The organism is Bacillus sp. DWP3-1 (assembly GCF_049896565.1).
Lineage (GTDB): Bacteria > Bacillota > Bacilli > Bacillales > Bacillaceae > Bacillus.
Genome location: NZ_JAFCUN010000008.1, coordinates 114,074 through 130,300, shown reverse-complemented (window position 1 = coordinate 130,300; position 16,227 = coordinate 114,074). Strand labels below are relative to the sequence as shown.

Here is a 16,227-nt window from a genome sequence, read left to right as displayed (position 1 = left end):
AGAATCTTCTTCCACTTATCGCGCCGCTTTTTTTATTGGCTGTCCTCCTCTGACCTTGTTCGAAAAATAAAGACTGACACCGATGCCGGTAAGGGAAATCATGATCAACGTCCAGCCTAACTGCTCAAAATGAGGACCAGCAATTTCATCCCCAAACAGCATACCGAGGACAGCAGACGACAGAATGGAACCAAGGTAACGGCATGTTTGAAAAAGCCCAGAGGACGTGCCAATCATATGCTGAGGACTTGCCTTGAGCATCGCAGCTTGCAGCGCAACATTCCCAATCCCGTAACTCAGTCCAAGCAGCGCTAGAACCACCCCTTTTCCCCATAATGGTGCCGGAATAAAAAAGAAGGTCATCGCAGACGCTCCAGCCAGCATCAATACCGCACTGGCTAATACTGGATGACGTTCATCCCCGCGATCCACCCACTTTCCTGTTAGCGGCGACACAATGATGCTCACCCCAGACATGCACAGCATAAAAAGACCCGTCATTTCCACACGCCAGCCTAATTCATCCTGGAAATAGCTCGGCAAACCAAAGAAAAGACAATAGAAAAATATATTTAAAATGATAAATTGCACATACACAAGTGACAGCCGCTGCTCCTGTCTGAACATTCGAATTTGAATAAACGGTTCATCCACCTGATACTCCCACCAGATAAAAGCGCCTGCACTCACGAGACAAAGAATCCCCTGTACATATTGAATCCCATCACCTAGTGATAATAAAAACGAAAGCAGAAGGACAATACAAATTGTAAAAAGAAGCATCCCTGGCAAATCGAGCTTCCGTACCGTTTCACCTATACAAAGCTTTCTCTTTTTCTGCTCCTTTGGAAACAAAGTTAGTCCAAGAAAGAAGCTGATCAAAATAAAAGGCAGGTTCACTAAAAAGATAGCCGGCCAGCCGCCGATTGTCATCAAAAAGCCGCCAAGCGTCGGTCCAAGTGCCGTCATCGCCGAAGCAAAAATGGACAATACCGCTAACGCCGAAGCCTGCTTTTCCTGAATATGATCCCGAATGAGTCCGACACCAGAAGGATAAATGGCACTGCTCCCAATCGCCTGCAGCAGCCGGATCACAATCAGCACTGCAAACGTTGGGGCAAACGGCGCACAGATGGCTGACACCGCCACAAGACCTAGCCCGAATAAAAATAATGTTCTCCGGCTCATCACATGATCCCCAATCCGGCCGCTCACCGGCTGCGTCACCGCACTTGCTAAATAAAAAGACGAAATAAGCCAAGATACAGTCGTAAATGACAAACCGAATTCATGCTGAATTTGATGCAAGGCCAAAGAAATCATCGAGGAATTCAGTGGATTTAACATCGTTCCAAAGGCAATAGCAGTTAAAAAAACCTTTCGGCTGTCTCTCCACTTGTTCATACACCGACCCCCTTTTTGTGATCTGGCATGTTTTTTGCCAATCCTTCCGTTATTATGAGATTCATTTCCCTTTTTTACCCTAATCAATTCAAGTTCTCTCTCGGAAAAGCAAGACATACATTTTAAAAAGGGCGAGTGTTGGAAAAACACATATAAAATTGAGAATATGAGGAACAAATGGTAAGATGCTACACATATTTAAAAGCCTACTTTCTCCTTATATGGAGAACGGCTGAAAAGGAGGAGAAGCTTATTATTAAAAAAAGACGGTTTTGGGTCCCAGCCCTTTTCTCGGTTGCAGTATTACTTCTGTCTTCGTGTGGTTCAAATGAGACAAATGGGAACGGAGATAAACGTAATTCTACAGCGAAAGGGTCGCCAATTTTGGAGGATGGAAAATTTATATTTGCAGCATCAGGTGAATTTCACCCGTTTAGTTACATGGATGGAAATCAGATGTCAGGCTTTGATATCGATGTAGGCAATGCGATTAGTGACAAACTAGGCCTCGAGCCTATACAGAAAAAATATAAATTCGCAGGCATCGTCGAAGGTGTGAAAGCAGGAAAATTTGATGCGGCAGTTGCAAGTCATACCATCAATGAGGAACGAAAAAAACACGTCCTTTTATCTAAGCCCTATTACTACTCTGGTCCGCAAATTTTCACAAGACCTGGAGCAGACATTCAACATGCTGATGACTTAAAAGACAAAGAAATCGCTGTATCAAAAGGCTCGTCCTACGCTGATATTGCAAAGGAACATAGCGGGCAGGAACCAAAATATTACGACAGTGATGTAGTCGCTTTAGAAGCACTGGCCAACGGAAAACACGATGCAGTCGTGACGGATTTCGCCACAGGTGCAGAAGCCATGAAGAAAAAATTAAAAATCGAAGCGCAGGAAAGACTCGGACAAAGTGAGCAGGCAATCGCTGTATCTAAAGAAAATGAACAGCTCATAAAAGAGATCAACGATGCGATTGACGCACTAAAAAAAGACGGAACATTAAGACAAATTAGCGAGAAATACTTTGACGAAGACATCACGGTCAAACAAAATTAAAACCACGATTGTGCGCCTTTCTTAGGCGCACTTTCTTCAAATGGAGATGATTGTTTTGCCTACTCTATCACATTTTTTTCAGACGCTGATTGATTCTAGAGGTATTTTTTTAGAAGGAATGCTGCTCACCTTACAGCTCACTGTGATCAGCATCTTCATCGGCATGTTCATCGGACTCTTCTTTGCTTTATTGAAAATATCACGCGTGGCTGTCTTCGGTTATATCGCCAACGCCTATATCTTCCTTGTACGCGGAACACCACTGATTGTTCAAATTTTCATCCTATATTTTGGACTGACCGAATTAAATATCCCCGACTTCTGGGCTGCTTCCATTGCGCTCGCCTTTCATAATGGAGCATATATAGCAGAAATATTCAGAGGCGCCATCCAATCGATCGATCAGGGGCAAAAAGAGGCAGGACGCTCTCTTGGCATGGGACGTTTCCTAACAATGAGACGCATCATTCTCCCGCAAGCAATGCGGCGCGCACTCCCCCCTCTTGGCAACCAGTTCATTATCGGCTTAAAAGATTCATCACTCGCCGCCTTTATCAGCGTCAATGAACTATTTAACGTCGCCACGACCCAAGGCTCCAACAGCTTTGACAATATGACCTATTTACTTGTTGTAGCCGTCTATTACTTAGTTCTTGTCCTGCTGTTAACATTCGCTGTCCAAACCTTTGAGAAGAAACTATCAGTCAGTGACCATTAGGAGGAGAAGCATGACAGAATCAAAGGAACTCATTCGTGTTGAAAAACTCAATAAATACTTCGGAGAGCTGCATGTTTTAAAGGATATCGATCTCACCGTTTATGAAAATGATGTGGTCGTCTTAATTGGTGCCAGTGGCTCTGGAAAAAGCACCCTGCTCCGCTGTTTGAACTTTTTAGAAATAAAAAATGATGGCCAGATCATCATTGATGGGAATCCAGTACATCCAAAACGAGATCAATTAAACGAGATGAGGCAAAAAATAGGCATGGTGTTTCAGCATTTTAATCTCTTCCCGCATAAAACTGTGCTTGAAAACATCATCGAAGCGCCTGTCATGGTGAGAAAAACAAAAAAGGCTCAAGCTTTATCAGAAGCCAACGTCCTGTTGGAAAAGGTCGGACTTGCGGATAAGGCCAACGTATATCCTTCTAAATTATCAGGTGGTCAAAAGCAGCGTGTGGCCATTGCAAGAGCTCTCGCCATGAAGCCAGATGTCATGTTATTTGACGAACCTACGTCGGCCCTCGATCCAGAGCTTGTAGGCGAGGTACTGCAAACAATGAAAAGTCTCGCAAAAGAAGGCATGACGATGGTCATTGTCACACATGAAATGGGCTTTGCGAAAGAAGTCGCCGATCGTGTCGTCTATATGCACGAAGGCCGCATCGTCGAAGAAGGCATCCCATCAGAATTGTTCGATTCTCCTCAAGAGGAACGAACCAAGCTGTTTCTCAGCTCCATTTTATAGGTCAAACGCCCTTTATCTTTGGTGCTCAATGCACGTTTTTTCTCTTTTTTTACGAACTTTTCATCCATTTATATTGAATATAACCAAAAACTATGTAAGATTAACTTACACGGTTATGTTATATATGACTTTTCTCTCTATAATGAAGAATTAAGAAATCAATTAATTCTGAATGATTCAGGGGGAATGCAGCATGCAAATGGGTGATACAGTATTTATGTTCTTCTGCGCACTACTCGTGTGGTTAATGACACCGGGTTTAGCCTTATTCTACGGAGGACTCGTGAGAAGTAAAAACGTCTTAAGCACAACCATGCACAGCTTAACTTCACTAGCAATCGTCTCCATCGTATGGATCATGTTTGGCTATTCCTTGGCTTTTGCGCCAGGCAATGCATGGATCGGAGGCTTAGACTGGATTGGACTAAAAGGCGTTGGCTTTGAACCTGGTTCCTACAGTGAGACCATTCCACATTCATTGTTCATGATGTTCCAAATGACCTTTGCCGTCTTAACAACAGCCATCATCTCAGGTGCCTTTGCTGAACGAATTCGCTACTCAGCGGTCGTCGTGTTTACACTCCTTTGGGTCACATTTGTATACGCGCCAGTCGCACACTGGGTATGGGGCGGCGGTTGGATTGGCGAAATGGGTGCACTTGACTTCGCTGGAGGAAACGTGGTTCACATTTCATCTGGTGTTGCGGGTCTAGTCGTGGCGATTGTGCTCGGGAAGCGTAAAGAAGCAGCAAACTCTTCTCCTCATAATTTGATCTACACCCTTCTTGGCGGAGCTGTCATTTGGTTTGGATGGTTTGGCTTTAACGTTGGAAGTGCCCTTACATTAGACAGTGTCGCGATGTATGCCTTTATTAACACTAATACAGCTGCTGCTGCAGGAATCATCGGCTGGCTGTTAGTAGAGTGGATGATCAACAAAAAGCCGACCATGCTCGGCGCGATTTCTGGAGCCATCGCAGGTCTTGTCGCGATTACACCTGCCGCAGGTTTTGTCACCCCATTTGCTTCTATTATCATCGGAATCATCGGCGGGATCGTGTGTTTCTGGGGAGTCTTCTCACTCAAAGCCAAATTTGGCTATGATGATGCACTGGATGCATTCGGGCTTCACGGAATTGGCGGGACTTGGGGAGGTATTGCAACTGGACTTTTCGCAACAACCTCTGTCAATGACGGCGGAGCCAATGGCTTATTTTACGGAGATGCCAGCTTACTTTGGAAGCAAGTAGTCGCTATTGTTGCCACCTACGCCTTTGTAGCCGTTGTGACATACGTGATCATCAAAGTGGTCAATCTCTTCTTCAAGCTTCGTGCAACCGAAGAAGAAGAATCAGTGGGCCTTGATTTAACCATGCACGGTGAAAAAGCCTATCAAGATTAAAGAAAAAGGGGTGTCTCGATGAGCAAAATGTATAAAGTGGAGATTGTCACACGTCCAGCCAATTTTGAAACATTAAAGGTGGAGCTTGGAAAGATTGGTGTCACCTCAATTACCTTTTCGAATGTGCACGGCTGCGGCCTACAAAAGGGACATACAGAGCTATACCGCGGCGTCAAAAAGGAAAGCAATGTGTACGAACGATTAAAGATTGAAATCGTCCTAAGCAAAGTACCTGTCGAACTGGTCGTAGAAACAGCTCAAAAGGTACTTCGTACAGGCGAACCAGGGGATGGGAAAATTTTTATATATGAGATAGAAAATACAATCAACATTCGGACAGGTGAAGAAGGACCTGCCGCCCTATAAACCATCCTCCGCCAAGTGCGGGGGATTTTTTTAAGACAGAAAAAAACCTCTGCATAATTCATACACAGAGGTTGCAAGGCTTTAAGATTGTTTTGTTTCTTCAGATTGACTGCTGTCTTTAGAGGAATCAGAAGACTTTTCTTGATCAGAGGATTTCCCCTTCTCATCAGACTTTTCTTCAGATTTTTCTCCAGCAGGCTCTTTGGCCTTATCTTCACCAGCAGGTTCATTCGTTTTTTCATCAGCTTTTGGCTGAGCAGGTTCTTTTGCTTCTTCCGTCACTTCTTGCGCGGCCTTTTCAATAGTCGAAACAGGCTTGTCAATGAAGCTAAGTGGATTAAGCGCTAAACCTTCCATACGAATTTCAAAATGCACATGGTTGCCGCTTTCAGCACCATAAAGATTTTTACCAGAAGCACCGATGACATCATTCTGCTTCACTTCATCGCCTTCTTTGACACTCACTTGTGACAACGATTGATAAACAGTCGATAATCCATCTTCATGTTCAATTTCAACGACGTGACCGAGAACTGGATCTTTTTTCGCTTGAACCACTGTTCCACTAAGAGCAGCTGTGACATCAAACACTTTGCCATCTTTATCTGCAAGATCAATACCTTTGCTCAAGGTATAGGTGTTATTATAGTTTACAAGTGCTGCTTCTTTTTCTTTTTGATCAGCATCTGCTTCATAGAACTTTTTCACGACAGAAACATTATCAGAATTCTGGACCGGCATTGCAACATTTTCAATTGGCTTTCCAACTTCAACGGCATCATCACGCTGTTCTTGCCCTGTTTGATTTCCATCAGATAGTTGGTCTTTCACATCTTTTGATACAGCTTGGTACCAAAGAACGGCTGTTAACACGACCGCTGCGCTGACCAAGTAAATAGCAGGGAATACCCAGCGCTTACGGAAAAATTGCTGAACTTTTGTGATTTTGGAAGTACGTTTCTTTTCTTCCTCTCTCATTTTTCATCACCTCAGCAACATTCTGAACACTTTTCAAAAAATATATACACACGAAATCATTTTTCTTTTTATTTTGCGCAATCGCACCAATAATATGTATGATGAATGAAAAAAAGATGGGGGACTTTATTGTGAAAACTTTCAACCGCATAGCAACAGAAGATGATCTCAAAGCGATCGTTGATATTTACAATTCAACCATTGCTTCAAGAGAAGTAACCGCCGACACAGAACCAGTTTCAGTTGAAGACCGCCGGCAATGGTTTTTGAATCATACAGAGAAAAGACCTCTCTATGTGAAAACAGATGAGGATGGACATATCTACGGCTGGCTCAGCTTTGAAACGTTTTACGGAAGACCTGCATACAACGGGACCGTTGAAATGAGTATTTACTTAAACCAAGACGATCGAGGGAAAGGCTTAGGGTCACTTTTCTTACAAGAGGCCATTGAGTTGGCACCTTCATTAGGCATTCGAACGTTACTTGCCTTTATTTTCGGGCACAACGAAGCCAGCATTCGATTATTTAAAAAGCACGGCTTTGAGACATGGGGTCACCTGCCACGTATCGCAGAAATGGACGGCAGCAGGTACGATTTAGATATTCTAGGAAAAGAATTATAAAACGAGCGTCTCTCCAACAAAGAGACGCTTTTTTATGAAGCATGTAACAGCTGTTCAAATTGTTTCGCATTTTGAAGAGATTTTCTTTGCAGGATGATGCCATGTTCATCCATCAGAATCGCTTGCGGAACAACAGTTACCCCATACAGCTCCATGATTTGCGAAGAGCGCACATACACAGCTTGATCAGGCAGCAATTGAAGAAGCGATGCATCATCTCCTTGTTCATCTCCATTGATCAAAATGAATTGAGTATCGTCGCTAGAGATGCGCTGCTTCATATCAGACAAAATGCTTTTGCATGTCATACAAGTAGAGTTCACAAATAACAGCATCACGGCTCTTCCGCTCTGCAAATATTCCTTTAAAATGACCTTATCCCCTAAATGTGTATAGCTTCGAAATAACGGCGCCGCATCACCAACATCCGCTTCCTTTAATTCAATCCCATCAAGGTTTTTGATTTTATTCATAAATTTTCCGATAAAGCGGGCAAGCAAAAACACCACAGCCAGCTGAGCAATGACAATGAATAACACAATAATCAGTAGAATATCTGTCATTTCACTTGGTCTCCTTCTATAAATGATTCAAATTGATTCCACTTTCTTTTGAACATCATGATGTCTTTTCCCACCGCTATAATGAAACAGACAGCCACTGCAATCAGAAAACAAATAATGTGAAATTGCCATGGAATTGTTTCTACATAGGAATGCACATAAAACAAGCCAATCACAAGAGCCAGCATCGACACATTACGAATCACAATTCCCCAGTGAAGACGGTCATTTTCAAGTAAACCTCCACAGCCGCATGAAATGTTACGATGTCCTCTCAATAAATTGAAAGTGACCGCTCCAGTATAGGTACATAAAAGTGCTGTAAGACCAATCGCAGGTACAAGAGACATGTTCCATACGAACAATAGACCAGTACAAGCCAATTCAATAGTCAAAAACAAATAAAACATTGGCGCCGTGAGCGCAGAAGGCAGCATCCGATAAGCATTCATCTGTTGCATATGCGCCGTTTGTTTTCTCACTTTATCAAGCCATGCACCTGCAAAGATGATTCCTAAGAAATAGACACCTATAAAATAAAAGACACTCACCTTACGCCATCTCCTTTTGTTGAAATAGTTGAGATTGTGCCTCATAAAGCCTTTTGTACTCTCCACCTAGCGCCATCAGCTCTTCATGGTTCCCTTCTTCAACGAAAGCACCATCTTTCATCACGATAATGCGGTCTGCTAAGCGGGCCGCTCCCATACGGTGTGTGATAAACAAGACCCCTTGATCCTGCGTATGATCGAATAGCTTTCGAATGAGTGAAATCTCCGATAGCGGATCAAGAGCAGAAGTCGGTTCATCTAAAATGATAAAATCACTTTCTCTAAAGAAGGTTCTCGCCATCGCAAGCTTTTGCCATTGTCCGCCAGACAGTTCATGACCTTCTTCAAAAAACCGGCCAAGCTGCGCATCGTATGTTTCTTCCATTTGATGAATTCTTTTCTCTATGCCTGCTTGCCGCGCAGCTGACACCATGCGCACTTCCTCATCTATTTCGTCGATACGGCCAAATCCAATGTTTTCTTTCACAGTAAATTCGTACTTCATAAAATCTTGAAAAAGGACAGCCATTCTCGCATGATATGATTTTTTATAAATGGTCGAAATAGACTCACCATTGACCTTTTGCATATTCGGCTTGTCTGGATCATATAAACCGGTCAAACATTTAATCAAGGTCGTCTTACCTGATCCGTTATCCCCCACCAATGCAATGCGTTCACCTTTATTGATATGAAAATGTATATGCTCAATAGCAGGCATTTTCATATTCGGATAGGTAAAAGAGAGGTTTTCTAGCGTAATGGACTGAATACACTCAATCCTCCGAAGCGATGCCCCTTTCTCTGTCTGTTCATCAATTTCTTCTTCTCTCTTTTGAAAAGTTCTCATTTCATCAATATAGAGACTCGTTTCATATAAACTAGAACATTCCCTCGTTAAGTCCTGAAAACCACTTTGAATATTTTGCACAGCTTGCAGCACAGCGACAAACGTACCCGCTGCTAATTTTTTTTGAAAGATAAGAAAGACAATAAAAAGACCGCAGCACACATAGGCAAATGTCATAAGCAATCCGCCCGCCATCTCCCAGCGAACCTGCCGTTTTAGTAATTTATATTTTTCATCTGCACTTTTTACATAATGACCTTTCCATTTTTGAAGAAGATAATGTCCTATTCCATATAAACGGATTTCCTTCAATGAATCTCGCTGTGCAACAAGGTCGGACACATACATTTCTCTTCGATCGTTAGCAGTTAACATGCGGTTTAGTTGATACCGTGCGCCTCCAAAGAAGAGCTCAATCCACAAGACAGGCAGGGTAAATAAGATCAGAATGACCGCCAAACCCCAATGGATACCGATCATATAAATGAGAAGTGATACAACAGTAATCAATGCGCTCATGATTGTAAAAATACTTCTAACCATACTCAGAACATGCTGATGACTGTTCATCACACGTTGACTTTCATTATAAAAAGACGGATGTTCAAATGTAATATATGGCAGCCTGATTGCCTTTTGAAGCAATTCACCCTTCAAATGCAAACCAATCAAATTTGTCGCTTTTTGCTGACTAAGTTGAAGAATGAATTGAAGCCCATATCCTAAAACCACAATGACCATTTGCAACCCAAATAACCTTAAGACCTTTTGAATGTCTCCTGAAGAAGTCATGAATAAAATAATTTCATTAATCAATGTTTGAATAATCCAGACACTAGCCAAAGGCATAAAACCAACGATCACTTGGATCAATAGAGTTAACAGAAGATATGATCGACTTCTTTTCCAAGTATAGGAGATTGCATATAAACAATGGTTCACTGTACTCATCAAACGCTCCACCTTACACCATTTAGTATAATTGACATATTTTTGATATTTATATTATGATAGCTCTGCGTAACTTCATTCTGAGAGGACGATAACGATGAATTCAATCTTACTTTTACAGCTCACTCTTATTCTTTGCAGTCTTTTATTGACGATCGGAATCATCATCTATTTAAAACACCAGATGGAATTAATCATCTTACCGATCCAGCATGTCGGACAAAAACTTGTTCATCCGCTAATTGAAAAACCATCACCTATTCAAATGAATGATTTGCTGCAAACCAATCACAAGCAACAGCTGCTTATATTCACTGACACAGCATGTCCGCACTGCATCCCATCACTGGAACAATTCCTAGAAACGAAAAGGCAGCGTCAATTAGACATTTCTTTTAGTATTTTGCTAAAGAATGGGCAAGAAGAGGATCAAGAATTATATCGTGATAGCCAAACCATCATGCAAGTTATCTCAGTGGACGAACAAATGATAGGCGCCTTCCAGATTGAAGAGTTTCCATATTACATCATGGTAGAAGAAGATGAAACAATCTCATATGCAGCCCCTTTTCCGGATGGTCTTTATTCAAGGATTCCTGCAAAATAAAGATAAATGAGGCATGTGAAGACAACAAACACACGCCTCGTTTTTTTATTGGTGTGGATCTGCCTGAACATCCTGATCCTTTTCCCTTGCGGCAATTTCACCTGCTTCACTTGAAGCTGCCGCTTGTTCCTCAGCTTGTTCAAACTCACTGCGAGCCTCATTTGAAATGTCTACTTGGTCATCATGCTGATTCACAGTAACAGACGAAGAAGACGATTCTTTTTGAACCTCTTTCTCTAGTTCCTTTAATTTAGACACATGAAGCTCTAAATCTTTTCCTTGCTGAACTAGAGTCAGTTGTTGAAATAATGCCTTTCTCTCTTCTGAAGAATGGTCGCCTTGAACAATTTTCGCAGCTTGGTTTAAAAAAGAATTTGATGTTTGACCCGCTTGACGACTGTTTGACGTCTGCACAGCATTTGTTAAAAATGAAATTGAAGATATGCTCATGCGTTCACATCCTATTAAATAAAATCCTTGAATTTAGCAGCCACATCTAACGCGTTCTTGGCTAGTACATATCTCACCTGTATCACGATCCACGTAGTAACGGAAAGTTCCAACACCTTGAAGGAAACAAGTTGGCGCTGATTTACATGAAGTGACTAATTTTTGTAAAATACATCTTGAAGCTGCAGGTTGAACATTGGTCATTTTGTTTAAGAAACGATCTAACATATGAATTCCACCTTCCAATTTTTATGGTAATACAACACAATAATAACCAATTACAAGACAACTAACAACATATTTTGATAAATTTACTAATTATTTTTAACTACTGATCTTATTTATGACATAAATTGTCGTTAAAATTTATAGTAAATGTTACTTTTTTCTTATTTGAAGATAATTTATTTATCCATAAATAGTAAAGTGAAGATAGAAATATTTTTTAATTGCTCTACATTCACTCTTCCTAAAGTACTACTTGCTCAAGTATGATAAAGAGTGAATACATAAAGGAGTGAACACCATTGCAACAAACTGAGAAAATCATTCAATCTCTTCATTCGATCACAAAGTGGGGAAAAGTTGGTAGTATATTTCTCTATATTTCAGGCGGCCTAGCTATTCTTATTGGTTTTTGGCTTGTTCTTCCTGCTGCCCTTGGCGTCTTCCTCATTATGATGGGAATCCATGTACAAAAATCTGTAAACGCAGCTGAACAATTAATTCAAGCTCCTGATACTTCTTATGAAGAGTTATTAGAACAATATGCTAAGATGATGAAAATGCAGACGCTATTTGCCATATCAAGTATTGTCACAGTCATTCTCTCATTCATCGCCATTATCTTGATGCTGATATTAGGTGGCCTAGCCTTTCTTCAAGAAATTCCTAGTGACGTCCAGCAATACGAAGGTGAATACGAACAAGAGCTTGGTGACTTTTATTAATGGAGAGGGGTATCAATGAACATTCGATACCCCTTTTGTTTGATCATTTGGCATTATTCATCCTACTAAGCTTGACATTCCGCCTTGATCATTTTAAAATACAAATCGTAACCATTACGAATTAAAGGAGGATCCTATTACTGATGCGCGTAAAAATTACCTTAGCCTGTACTGAAACGGGTGACAGAAACTATATCACAACAAAGAATAAAAGAACGAACCCGGACCGACTGGAGTTAAAAAAATATTCTCCTCGGCTAAAGAAATATACCCTTCATAGAGAAACAAAATAATTTTTTAGATTTTAAATCGTAATCATTACTTTTTAAGTGAGGCGGAAATCAAAATGAGTATGGTTAAAAGGACAGAAAGAAATGAATAAGCGAATACCTGTTACAGTATTAAGCGGTTTTTTAGGAGCAGGAAAAACAACAATATTAAATCATGTCCTACAAAATCGTAAAGGGTTAAAAGTAGCTGTAATTGTCAATGACATGAGCGAAATTAACATTGATGCAGAACTAGTCAAACAAGGCGGTGAGCTCTCTCGATCAGATGAGAAACTAGTTGAATTGTCTAATGGTTGTATTTGCTGCACATTAAGAGAAGATTTGTTAATCGAAGTAGAGCGCCTGTGTAAAACTGGTCATATTGATTATATTGTCATTGAGTCAACAGGTATTAGTGAACCAATTCCAGTCGCGCAAACTTTCTCTTATATTGATGAAGAAATGGGAATAGATTTGACACGCTTTTGCCGGTTAGACACGATGGTCACTGTTGTAGATGCGAATCGTTTCTGGACCGACTTCCAGTCAGGAGAAAGTTTATTAGACCGTAAACAAGCCGTTTCCGATGATGACGAACGAGAAATTTCCGATTTACTTATTGATCAAATTGAATTTTGTGACGTACTGATTATAAATAAATGTGATCTAGTATCAAACTCAGAATTAGATCGACTTGAGCGCGTGCTGACCACACTTCAACCAGAAGCATCTATCATCAGAACCTCAAAAGGTAAAGTACAGCCAAGTGACATTTTGAATACTGGTTTATTTGACTTTGAAAAATCCAGTGCTTCTGCTGGCTGGATCAAAGAAATCAACGCCGGGCATTCTCAGCATACGCCGGAAACAGAAGAATACCAAATCTCATCTTTTGTTTATGAAAGAAGACTCCCCTTCCATACTGGCAGGTTAAATAATTGGTTAGATCAGATGCCAGAGCAAATAGTTCGCGCTAAAGGATTTACATGGCTTGCCACACATCATGATTTAACCATTTTAATTTCACAGGCCGGAAAATCTGTTGCGATTGAACCAATTGCATACTGGATTGCTGCCTTGCCTGAGCAAGATAAGGCACGGATATTAAAGCAAGAACCAGAGCTTCTTGAAGAGTGGGACGCAGAATTTGGTGATCGGCATACAAAACTTGTGTTTATCGGCGTAGATTTGCCTAAAGCAGATATCATTCGCACACTAGATCAATGCTTACTCACACCTGAAGAATTTGATCAAGATTGGACTACATTTGAAGACCCCTTTCAATGGAAAATCCAACATTAAAAAAGGAGGGTTTTAAGTGGCAAAGAAATCTAAGATTGCTAAAGAAAAAAAGCGGCAGCAGCTTGTATTGAAATATGCAGAATTAAGAAAAGAGTTAAAAGAAAAAGGTGACTATGAAGCTTTACGGAAATTACCTAGAGACTCTTCCCCTACCCGTTTAAAAAACCGCTGTGAATTAACCGGCCGCCCTAGAGGTTACTTACGAAAATTTAAAATGTCTAGAATTGCTTTTCGTGAGCTTGCCTATAAGGGCCACATCCCAGGAGTAAAAAAATCGAGCTGGTAAAGATTGAGTTGATCTTATCACAGCTCTCATAAAAGTAAAGTAGCAAAAAATGTTTAAAATTCTATTTTCCAGGAATTTCTAAACCTTTTTGAGCTACAAAATAACATTTTAAAAACCAGCAGAGTTTCTGCTGGTTTTTTATAATGACTGGATTCATAAGATGAATAGACCTATTTCAAAAAAAGATTGTCAACAATGATTATGACTTTTTCTCTTCTTTTCAAAAATACATGATCATGATACTTTGTTGTCACTACCCACCGATGTATGACATTTCAACTTTTTTCTGATCTTTCTTCTGTTCTCTCTCGGCTGAATATTGATCATGTCTATTCGACCATAGTTCCTTCAATATATTCTTTATATCTTCATTATCTTTAGCCGAGCGAATCACCCGTTTCAGATCAAAACCCGACGATGCAAAAAGACATGTAAACAATTCACCGCGAGCAGAAAGCCTCGCTCTGTTACATGTTCCACAAAAAGCATCTGAAACAGAAGAAATAATGCCTATCTCTCCTGAACCATCTTTATAAAAGAATCGGTTGGCTACTTCACCTGGATATTGAGGAGGTTCTGGTTTGATAGGAAATGTTGAATCAATTAGACCAATGATCTCTTTCTTTGTCATGACATGCTCTAGATTCCATTTGTTCGTATTTCCAACATCCATAAACTCGATAAATCTGAGAACATGTCCTTCTTCTTTAAAGTAAGCTGCCATTGGTAAAACATCCTGATCATTCACACCTTTTTGAACAACCATATTGATCTTAATAGCAAGTCCAGCTTTTTTTGCAGCCTCAATCCCATCAAACACTTTTTGGATAGAAATATTCCTTCCGTTCATTTGCATAAAACGATCAGGATTTAATGAATCCAAACTAATGGTGACTCTCTGAAGACCTGCTTTCTTTAACTTATCAGCATATAAAGGTAAAAGCGTTCCATTGGTTGTCATAGCAATGTCTTCGATTCCTGGAATTTTTGAGAGCTTTTCTATTAAGATAGGCAAATCTTTTCGCATTAAAGGTTCACCACCCGTGATGCGTATTTTCGCCACACCTAAGTCCTTTGCAAAAAGGGTAGCAAGCTGTTCAATTTCTTCGAAACTAAGCAGTTCTTCTTTATTCAAAAAAGGATAATCTGGTCCAAAAATTTCAGCAGGCATACAGTACGTACATCTAAAGTTACAGCGATCTGTTACTGATATTCTTAAATCGCGCAATGGTCGATGTCTCTTATCCAATATACTGTCCATACTTTGCCTCCTATTCTGTAATACGCTGATGGTGAGTGTAGATATTAAAAGATTTTCCTCTGACGAATCCAACTGTCGTGATATTTAATTCTTCTGCCATATTAAGCGCCAGCTCAGTAGGTGCTGATTTTGAGATGACGATCGACACTCCTAGTTTTGCTGCCTTCAATAAAACTTCTGACGATATCCGGCCGCTAAACACAAGGATTTTATCTCTAAGTGGAATTCGATGAAGTAAACAGTATCCATAGATTTTATCTAAAGCATTATGTCTTCCTATATCAGTTCTAGTGATGAATAGCTTCTCTGTGTCACACAGTCCAGCATTATGCACACCACCAGTATGTTGAAATAATTGGCTTTCTTCTTGTAAACACTTCATTAGATGCATACAGGTTTCAGCAGAAATGTTGATTCGATCAATGGCTGTTTTTGCTGTTTTCACATCTTGGAGAAAATAAAAGTGTCTCCCTTTCCCACAACAAGAACCAATCACTCGCTTTGTAAAATCTGATGACTGAAATCCGCTTGGGTGAACTAAATCAACATATGCAAAGCCCATACTTTCATCTATTGTAAACCTTTTAATCTCATTTTCAAATCGAATGACTCCTTCTGAAGCTAAAAAACCGATAACCAATTCTTTCAAATGATCTGGTGAACACACAAGTGTTACAAATTCCTCTCCATTCACGATCACAGTTAAAGGAAATTCTTCTACAACTTCATCTGTTTTGCAAGTAAATTGGCCTTCACTGTATTGGTGTATGACTCGTTTCTTTTTAACAGAAGGATTCATTGTATGATCTTCCTTTCAGCACAAATTTAGTTATATGATCCAATCAAATTATGATATTATTTTAAAAAGTCATAAAAT

General features: G+C 40.3%; 19 protein-coding genes. 11 read left to right on the top strand and 8 right to left on the bottom strand.

Annotated elements, in window-relative coordinates; translation table 11 throughout:
• Positions 1-15: 15 nt before the first annotated feature.
• Positions 16-1,404, bottom strand: a complete 1,389-nt coding sequence (locus ACP7A0_RS17195) for an MFS transporter (RefSeq protein WP_426005850.1) — start codon at positions 1,402-1,404, stop codon at positions 16-18.
• Between the two features lie 177 nt (positions 1,405-1,581).
• Between ACP7A0_RS17195 and ACP7A0_RS17190 the strand changes: the two genes are divergently transcribed.
• The 5 genes from ACP7A0_RS17190 to ACP7A0_RS17170 all read left to right on the top strand — a co-directional run bounded on the left by ACP7A0_RS17190 (position 1,582) and on the right by ACP7A0_RS17170 (position 5,706).
• Positions 1,582-2,469: a transporter substrate-binding domain-containing protein gene (locus ACP7A0_RS17190; RefSeq protein WP_106030602.1), complete on the top strand. Its 888-nt coding sequence runs from the start codon at positions 1,582-1,584 to the stop codon at positions 2,467-2,469.
• A gap of 40 nt (positions 2,470-2,509) precedes the next feature.
• Positions 2,510-3,187, top strand: a complete 678-nt coding sequence (locus ACP7A0_RS17185; protein WP_078061638.1) for an amino acid ABC transporter permease — start codon at positions 2,510-2,512, stop codon at positions 3,185-3,187.
• Between the two features lie 10 nt (positions 3,188-3,197).
• On the top strand, positions 3,198-3,938 hold the full coding sequence (locus ACP7A0_RS17180) for an amino acid ABC transporter ATP-binding protein (RefSeq protein ID WP_426005847.1): 741 nt from the start codon (positions 3,198-3,200) through the stop codon (positions 3,936-3,938).
• Between the two features lie 193 nt (positions 3,939-4,131).
• Complete coding sequence (locus ACP7A0_RS17175; protein ID WP_066031626.1) at positions 4,132-5,340, top strand: ammonium transporter; 1,209 nt, start codon at positions 4,132-4,134, stop codon at positions 5,338-5,340.
• Between the two features lie 18 nt (positions 5,341-5,358).
• Positions 5,359-5,706, top strand: coding sequence for a P-II family nitrogen regulator (locus ACP7A0_RS17170; protein WP_034660252.1), 348 nt, complete (start codon positions 5,359-5,361; stop codon positions 5,704-5,706).
• Between the two features lie 81 nt (positions 5,707-5,787).
• Here ACP7A0_RS17170 and ACP7A0_RS17165 read toward each other — a convergent pair whose 3' ends face one another.
• Positions 5,788-6,684: a peptidoglycan DD-metalloendopeptidase family protein gene (locus ACP7A0_RS17165; RefSeq protein ID WP_426005844.1), complete on the bottom strand. Its 897-nt coding sequence runs from the start codon at positions 6,682-6,684 to the stop codon at positions 5,788-5,790.
• 116 nt (positions 6,685-6,800) lie between these two features.
• Between ACP7A0_RS17165 and ACP7A0_RS17160 the strand changes: the two genes are divergently transcribed.
• The gene (locus ACP7A0_RS17160; protein ID WP_189318229.1) at positions 6,801-7,310 is read left to right on the top strand and encodes a GNAT family N-acetyltransferase; all 510 of its coding nucleotides are present in this window, start codon (positions 6,801-6,803) and stop codon (positions 7,308-7,310) included.
• 32 nt (positions 7,311-7,342) lie between these two features.
• Here ACP7A0_RS17160 and ACP7A0_RS17155 read toward each other — a convergent pair whose 3' ends face one another.
• From ACP7A0_RS17155 to ACP7A0_RS17145, 3 genes are read right to left on the bottom strand one after another with little or no spacing between them, the layout of a single operon-like run.
• Positions 7,343-7,873: a TlpA family protein disulfide reductase gene (locus ACP7A0_RS17155; RefSeq protein ID WP_426005842.1), complete on the bottom strand. Its 531-nt coding sequence runs from the start codon at positions 7,871-7,873 to the stop codon at positions 7,343-7,345.
• Positions 7,870-8,424: a MauE/DoxX family redox-associated membrane protein gene (locus ACP7A0_RS17150; protein WP_106030606.1), complete on the bottom strand. Its 555-nt coding sequence runs from the start codon at positions 8,422-8,424 to the stop codon at positions 7,870-7,872. The genes ACP7A0_RS17155 and ACP7A0_RS17150 overlap by 4 nt, the downstream gene beginning before the upstream one ends.
• Position 8,425: 1 nt before the next feature.
• The gene (locus tag ACP7A0_RS17145; RefSeq protein WP_106030607.1) at positions 8,426-10,225 is read right to left on the bottom strand and encodes an ABC transporter ATP-binding protein; all 1,800 of its coding nucleotides are present in this window, start codon (positions 10,223-10,225) and stop codon (positions 8,426-8,428) included.
• 97 nt (positions 10,226-10,322) lie between these two features.
• On the opposite strand from ACP7A0_RS17145, the gene ACP7A0_RS17140 reads away from it, so the two are divergent.
• Positions 10,323-10,832, top strand: coding sequence for a thiol:disulfide interchange protein (locus ACP7A0_RS17140; RefSeq protein ID WP_106030608.1), 510 nt, complete (start codon positions 10,323-10,325; stop codon positions 10,830-10,832).
• A 45-nt stretch (positions 10,833-10,877) separates the two neighbouring features.
• Here the strand turns inward: ACP7A0_RS17140 and ACP7A0_RS17135 are convergent, their stop codons facing one another.
• Entirely contained in the window at positions 10,878-11,282 is a 405-nt protein-coding gene (locus ACP7A0_RS17135; RefSeq protein ID WP_426005839.1) for a hypothetical protein, read from the bottom strand.
• 527 nt (positions 11,283-11,809) lie between these two features.
• Between ACP7A0_RS17135 and ACP7A0_RS17130 the strand changes: the two genes are divergently transcribed.
• The 4 genes from ACP7A0_RS17130 (at position 11,810) to rpsN (ending at position 14,089) form a co-directional block, all read left to right on the top strand.
• Positions 11,810-12,232: a DUF5362 family protein gene (locus ACP7A0_RS17130; protein WP_034660265.1), complete on the top strand. Its 423-nt coding sequence runs from the start codon at positions 11,810-11,812 to the stop codon at positions 12,230-12,232.
• 143 nt (positions 12,233-12,375) lie between these two features.
• Positions 12,376-12,525 (top strand): 50S ribosomal protein L33, encoded by a 150-nt coding sequence (gene rpmG, locus ACP7A0_RS17125; RefSeq protein ID WP_003214771.1) that lies wholly within the window; start codon positions 12,376-12,378, stop codon positions 12,523-12,525.
• An 81-nt stretch (positions 12,526-12,606) separates the two neighbouring features.
• The gene (locus ACP7A0_RS17120; protein WP_106030733.1) at positions 12,607-13,803 is read left to right on the top strand and encodes a GTP-binding protein; all 1,197 of its coding nucleotides are present in this window, start codon (positions 12,607-12,609) and stop codon (positions 13,801-13,803) included.
• A 16-nt stretch (positions 13,804-13,819) separates the two neighbouring features.
• Positions 13,820-14,089, top strand: a complete 270-nt coding sequence (gene rpsN / locus ACP7A0_RS17115; protein WP_025093900.1) for a 30S ribosomal protein S14 — start codon at positions 13,820-13,822, stop codon at positions 14,087-14,089.
• A 253-nt stretch (positions 14,090-14,342) separates the two neighbouring features.
• Here the strand turns inward: rpsN and moaA are convergent, their stop codons facing one another.
• Both moaA and fdhD read right to left on the bottom strand, forming a co-directional pair.
• Positions 14,343-15,350, bottom strand: a complete 1,008-nt coding sequence (moaA, locus tag ACP7A0_RS17110; protein ID WP_106048114.1) for a GTP 3',8-cyclase MoaA — start codon at positions 15,348-15,350, stop codon at positions 14,343-14,345.
• 10 nt (positions 15,351-15,360) lie between these two features.
• A complete protein-coding gene (gene fdhD, locus ACP7A0_RS17105) occupies positions 15,361-16,149 on the bottom strand; it encodes a formate dehydrogenase accessory sulfurtransferase FdhD (protein ID WP_106030610.1) in 789 nt (262 codons plus the stop codon).
• Positions 16,150-16,227: the final 78 nt, after the last annotated feature.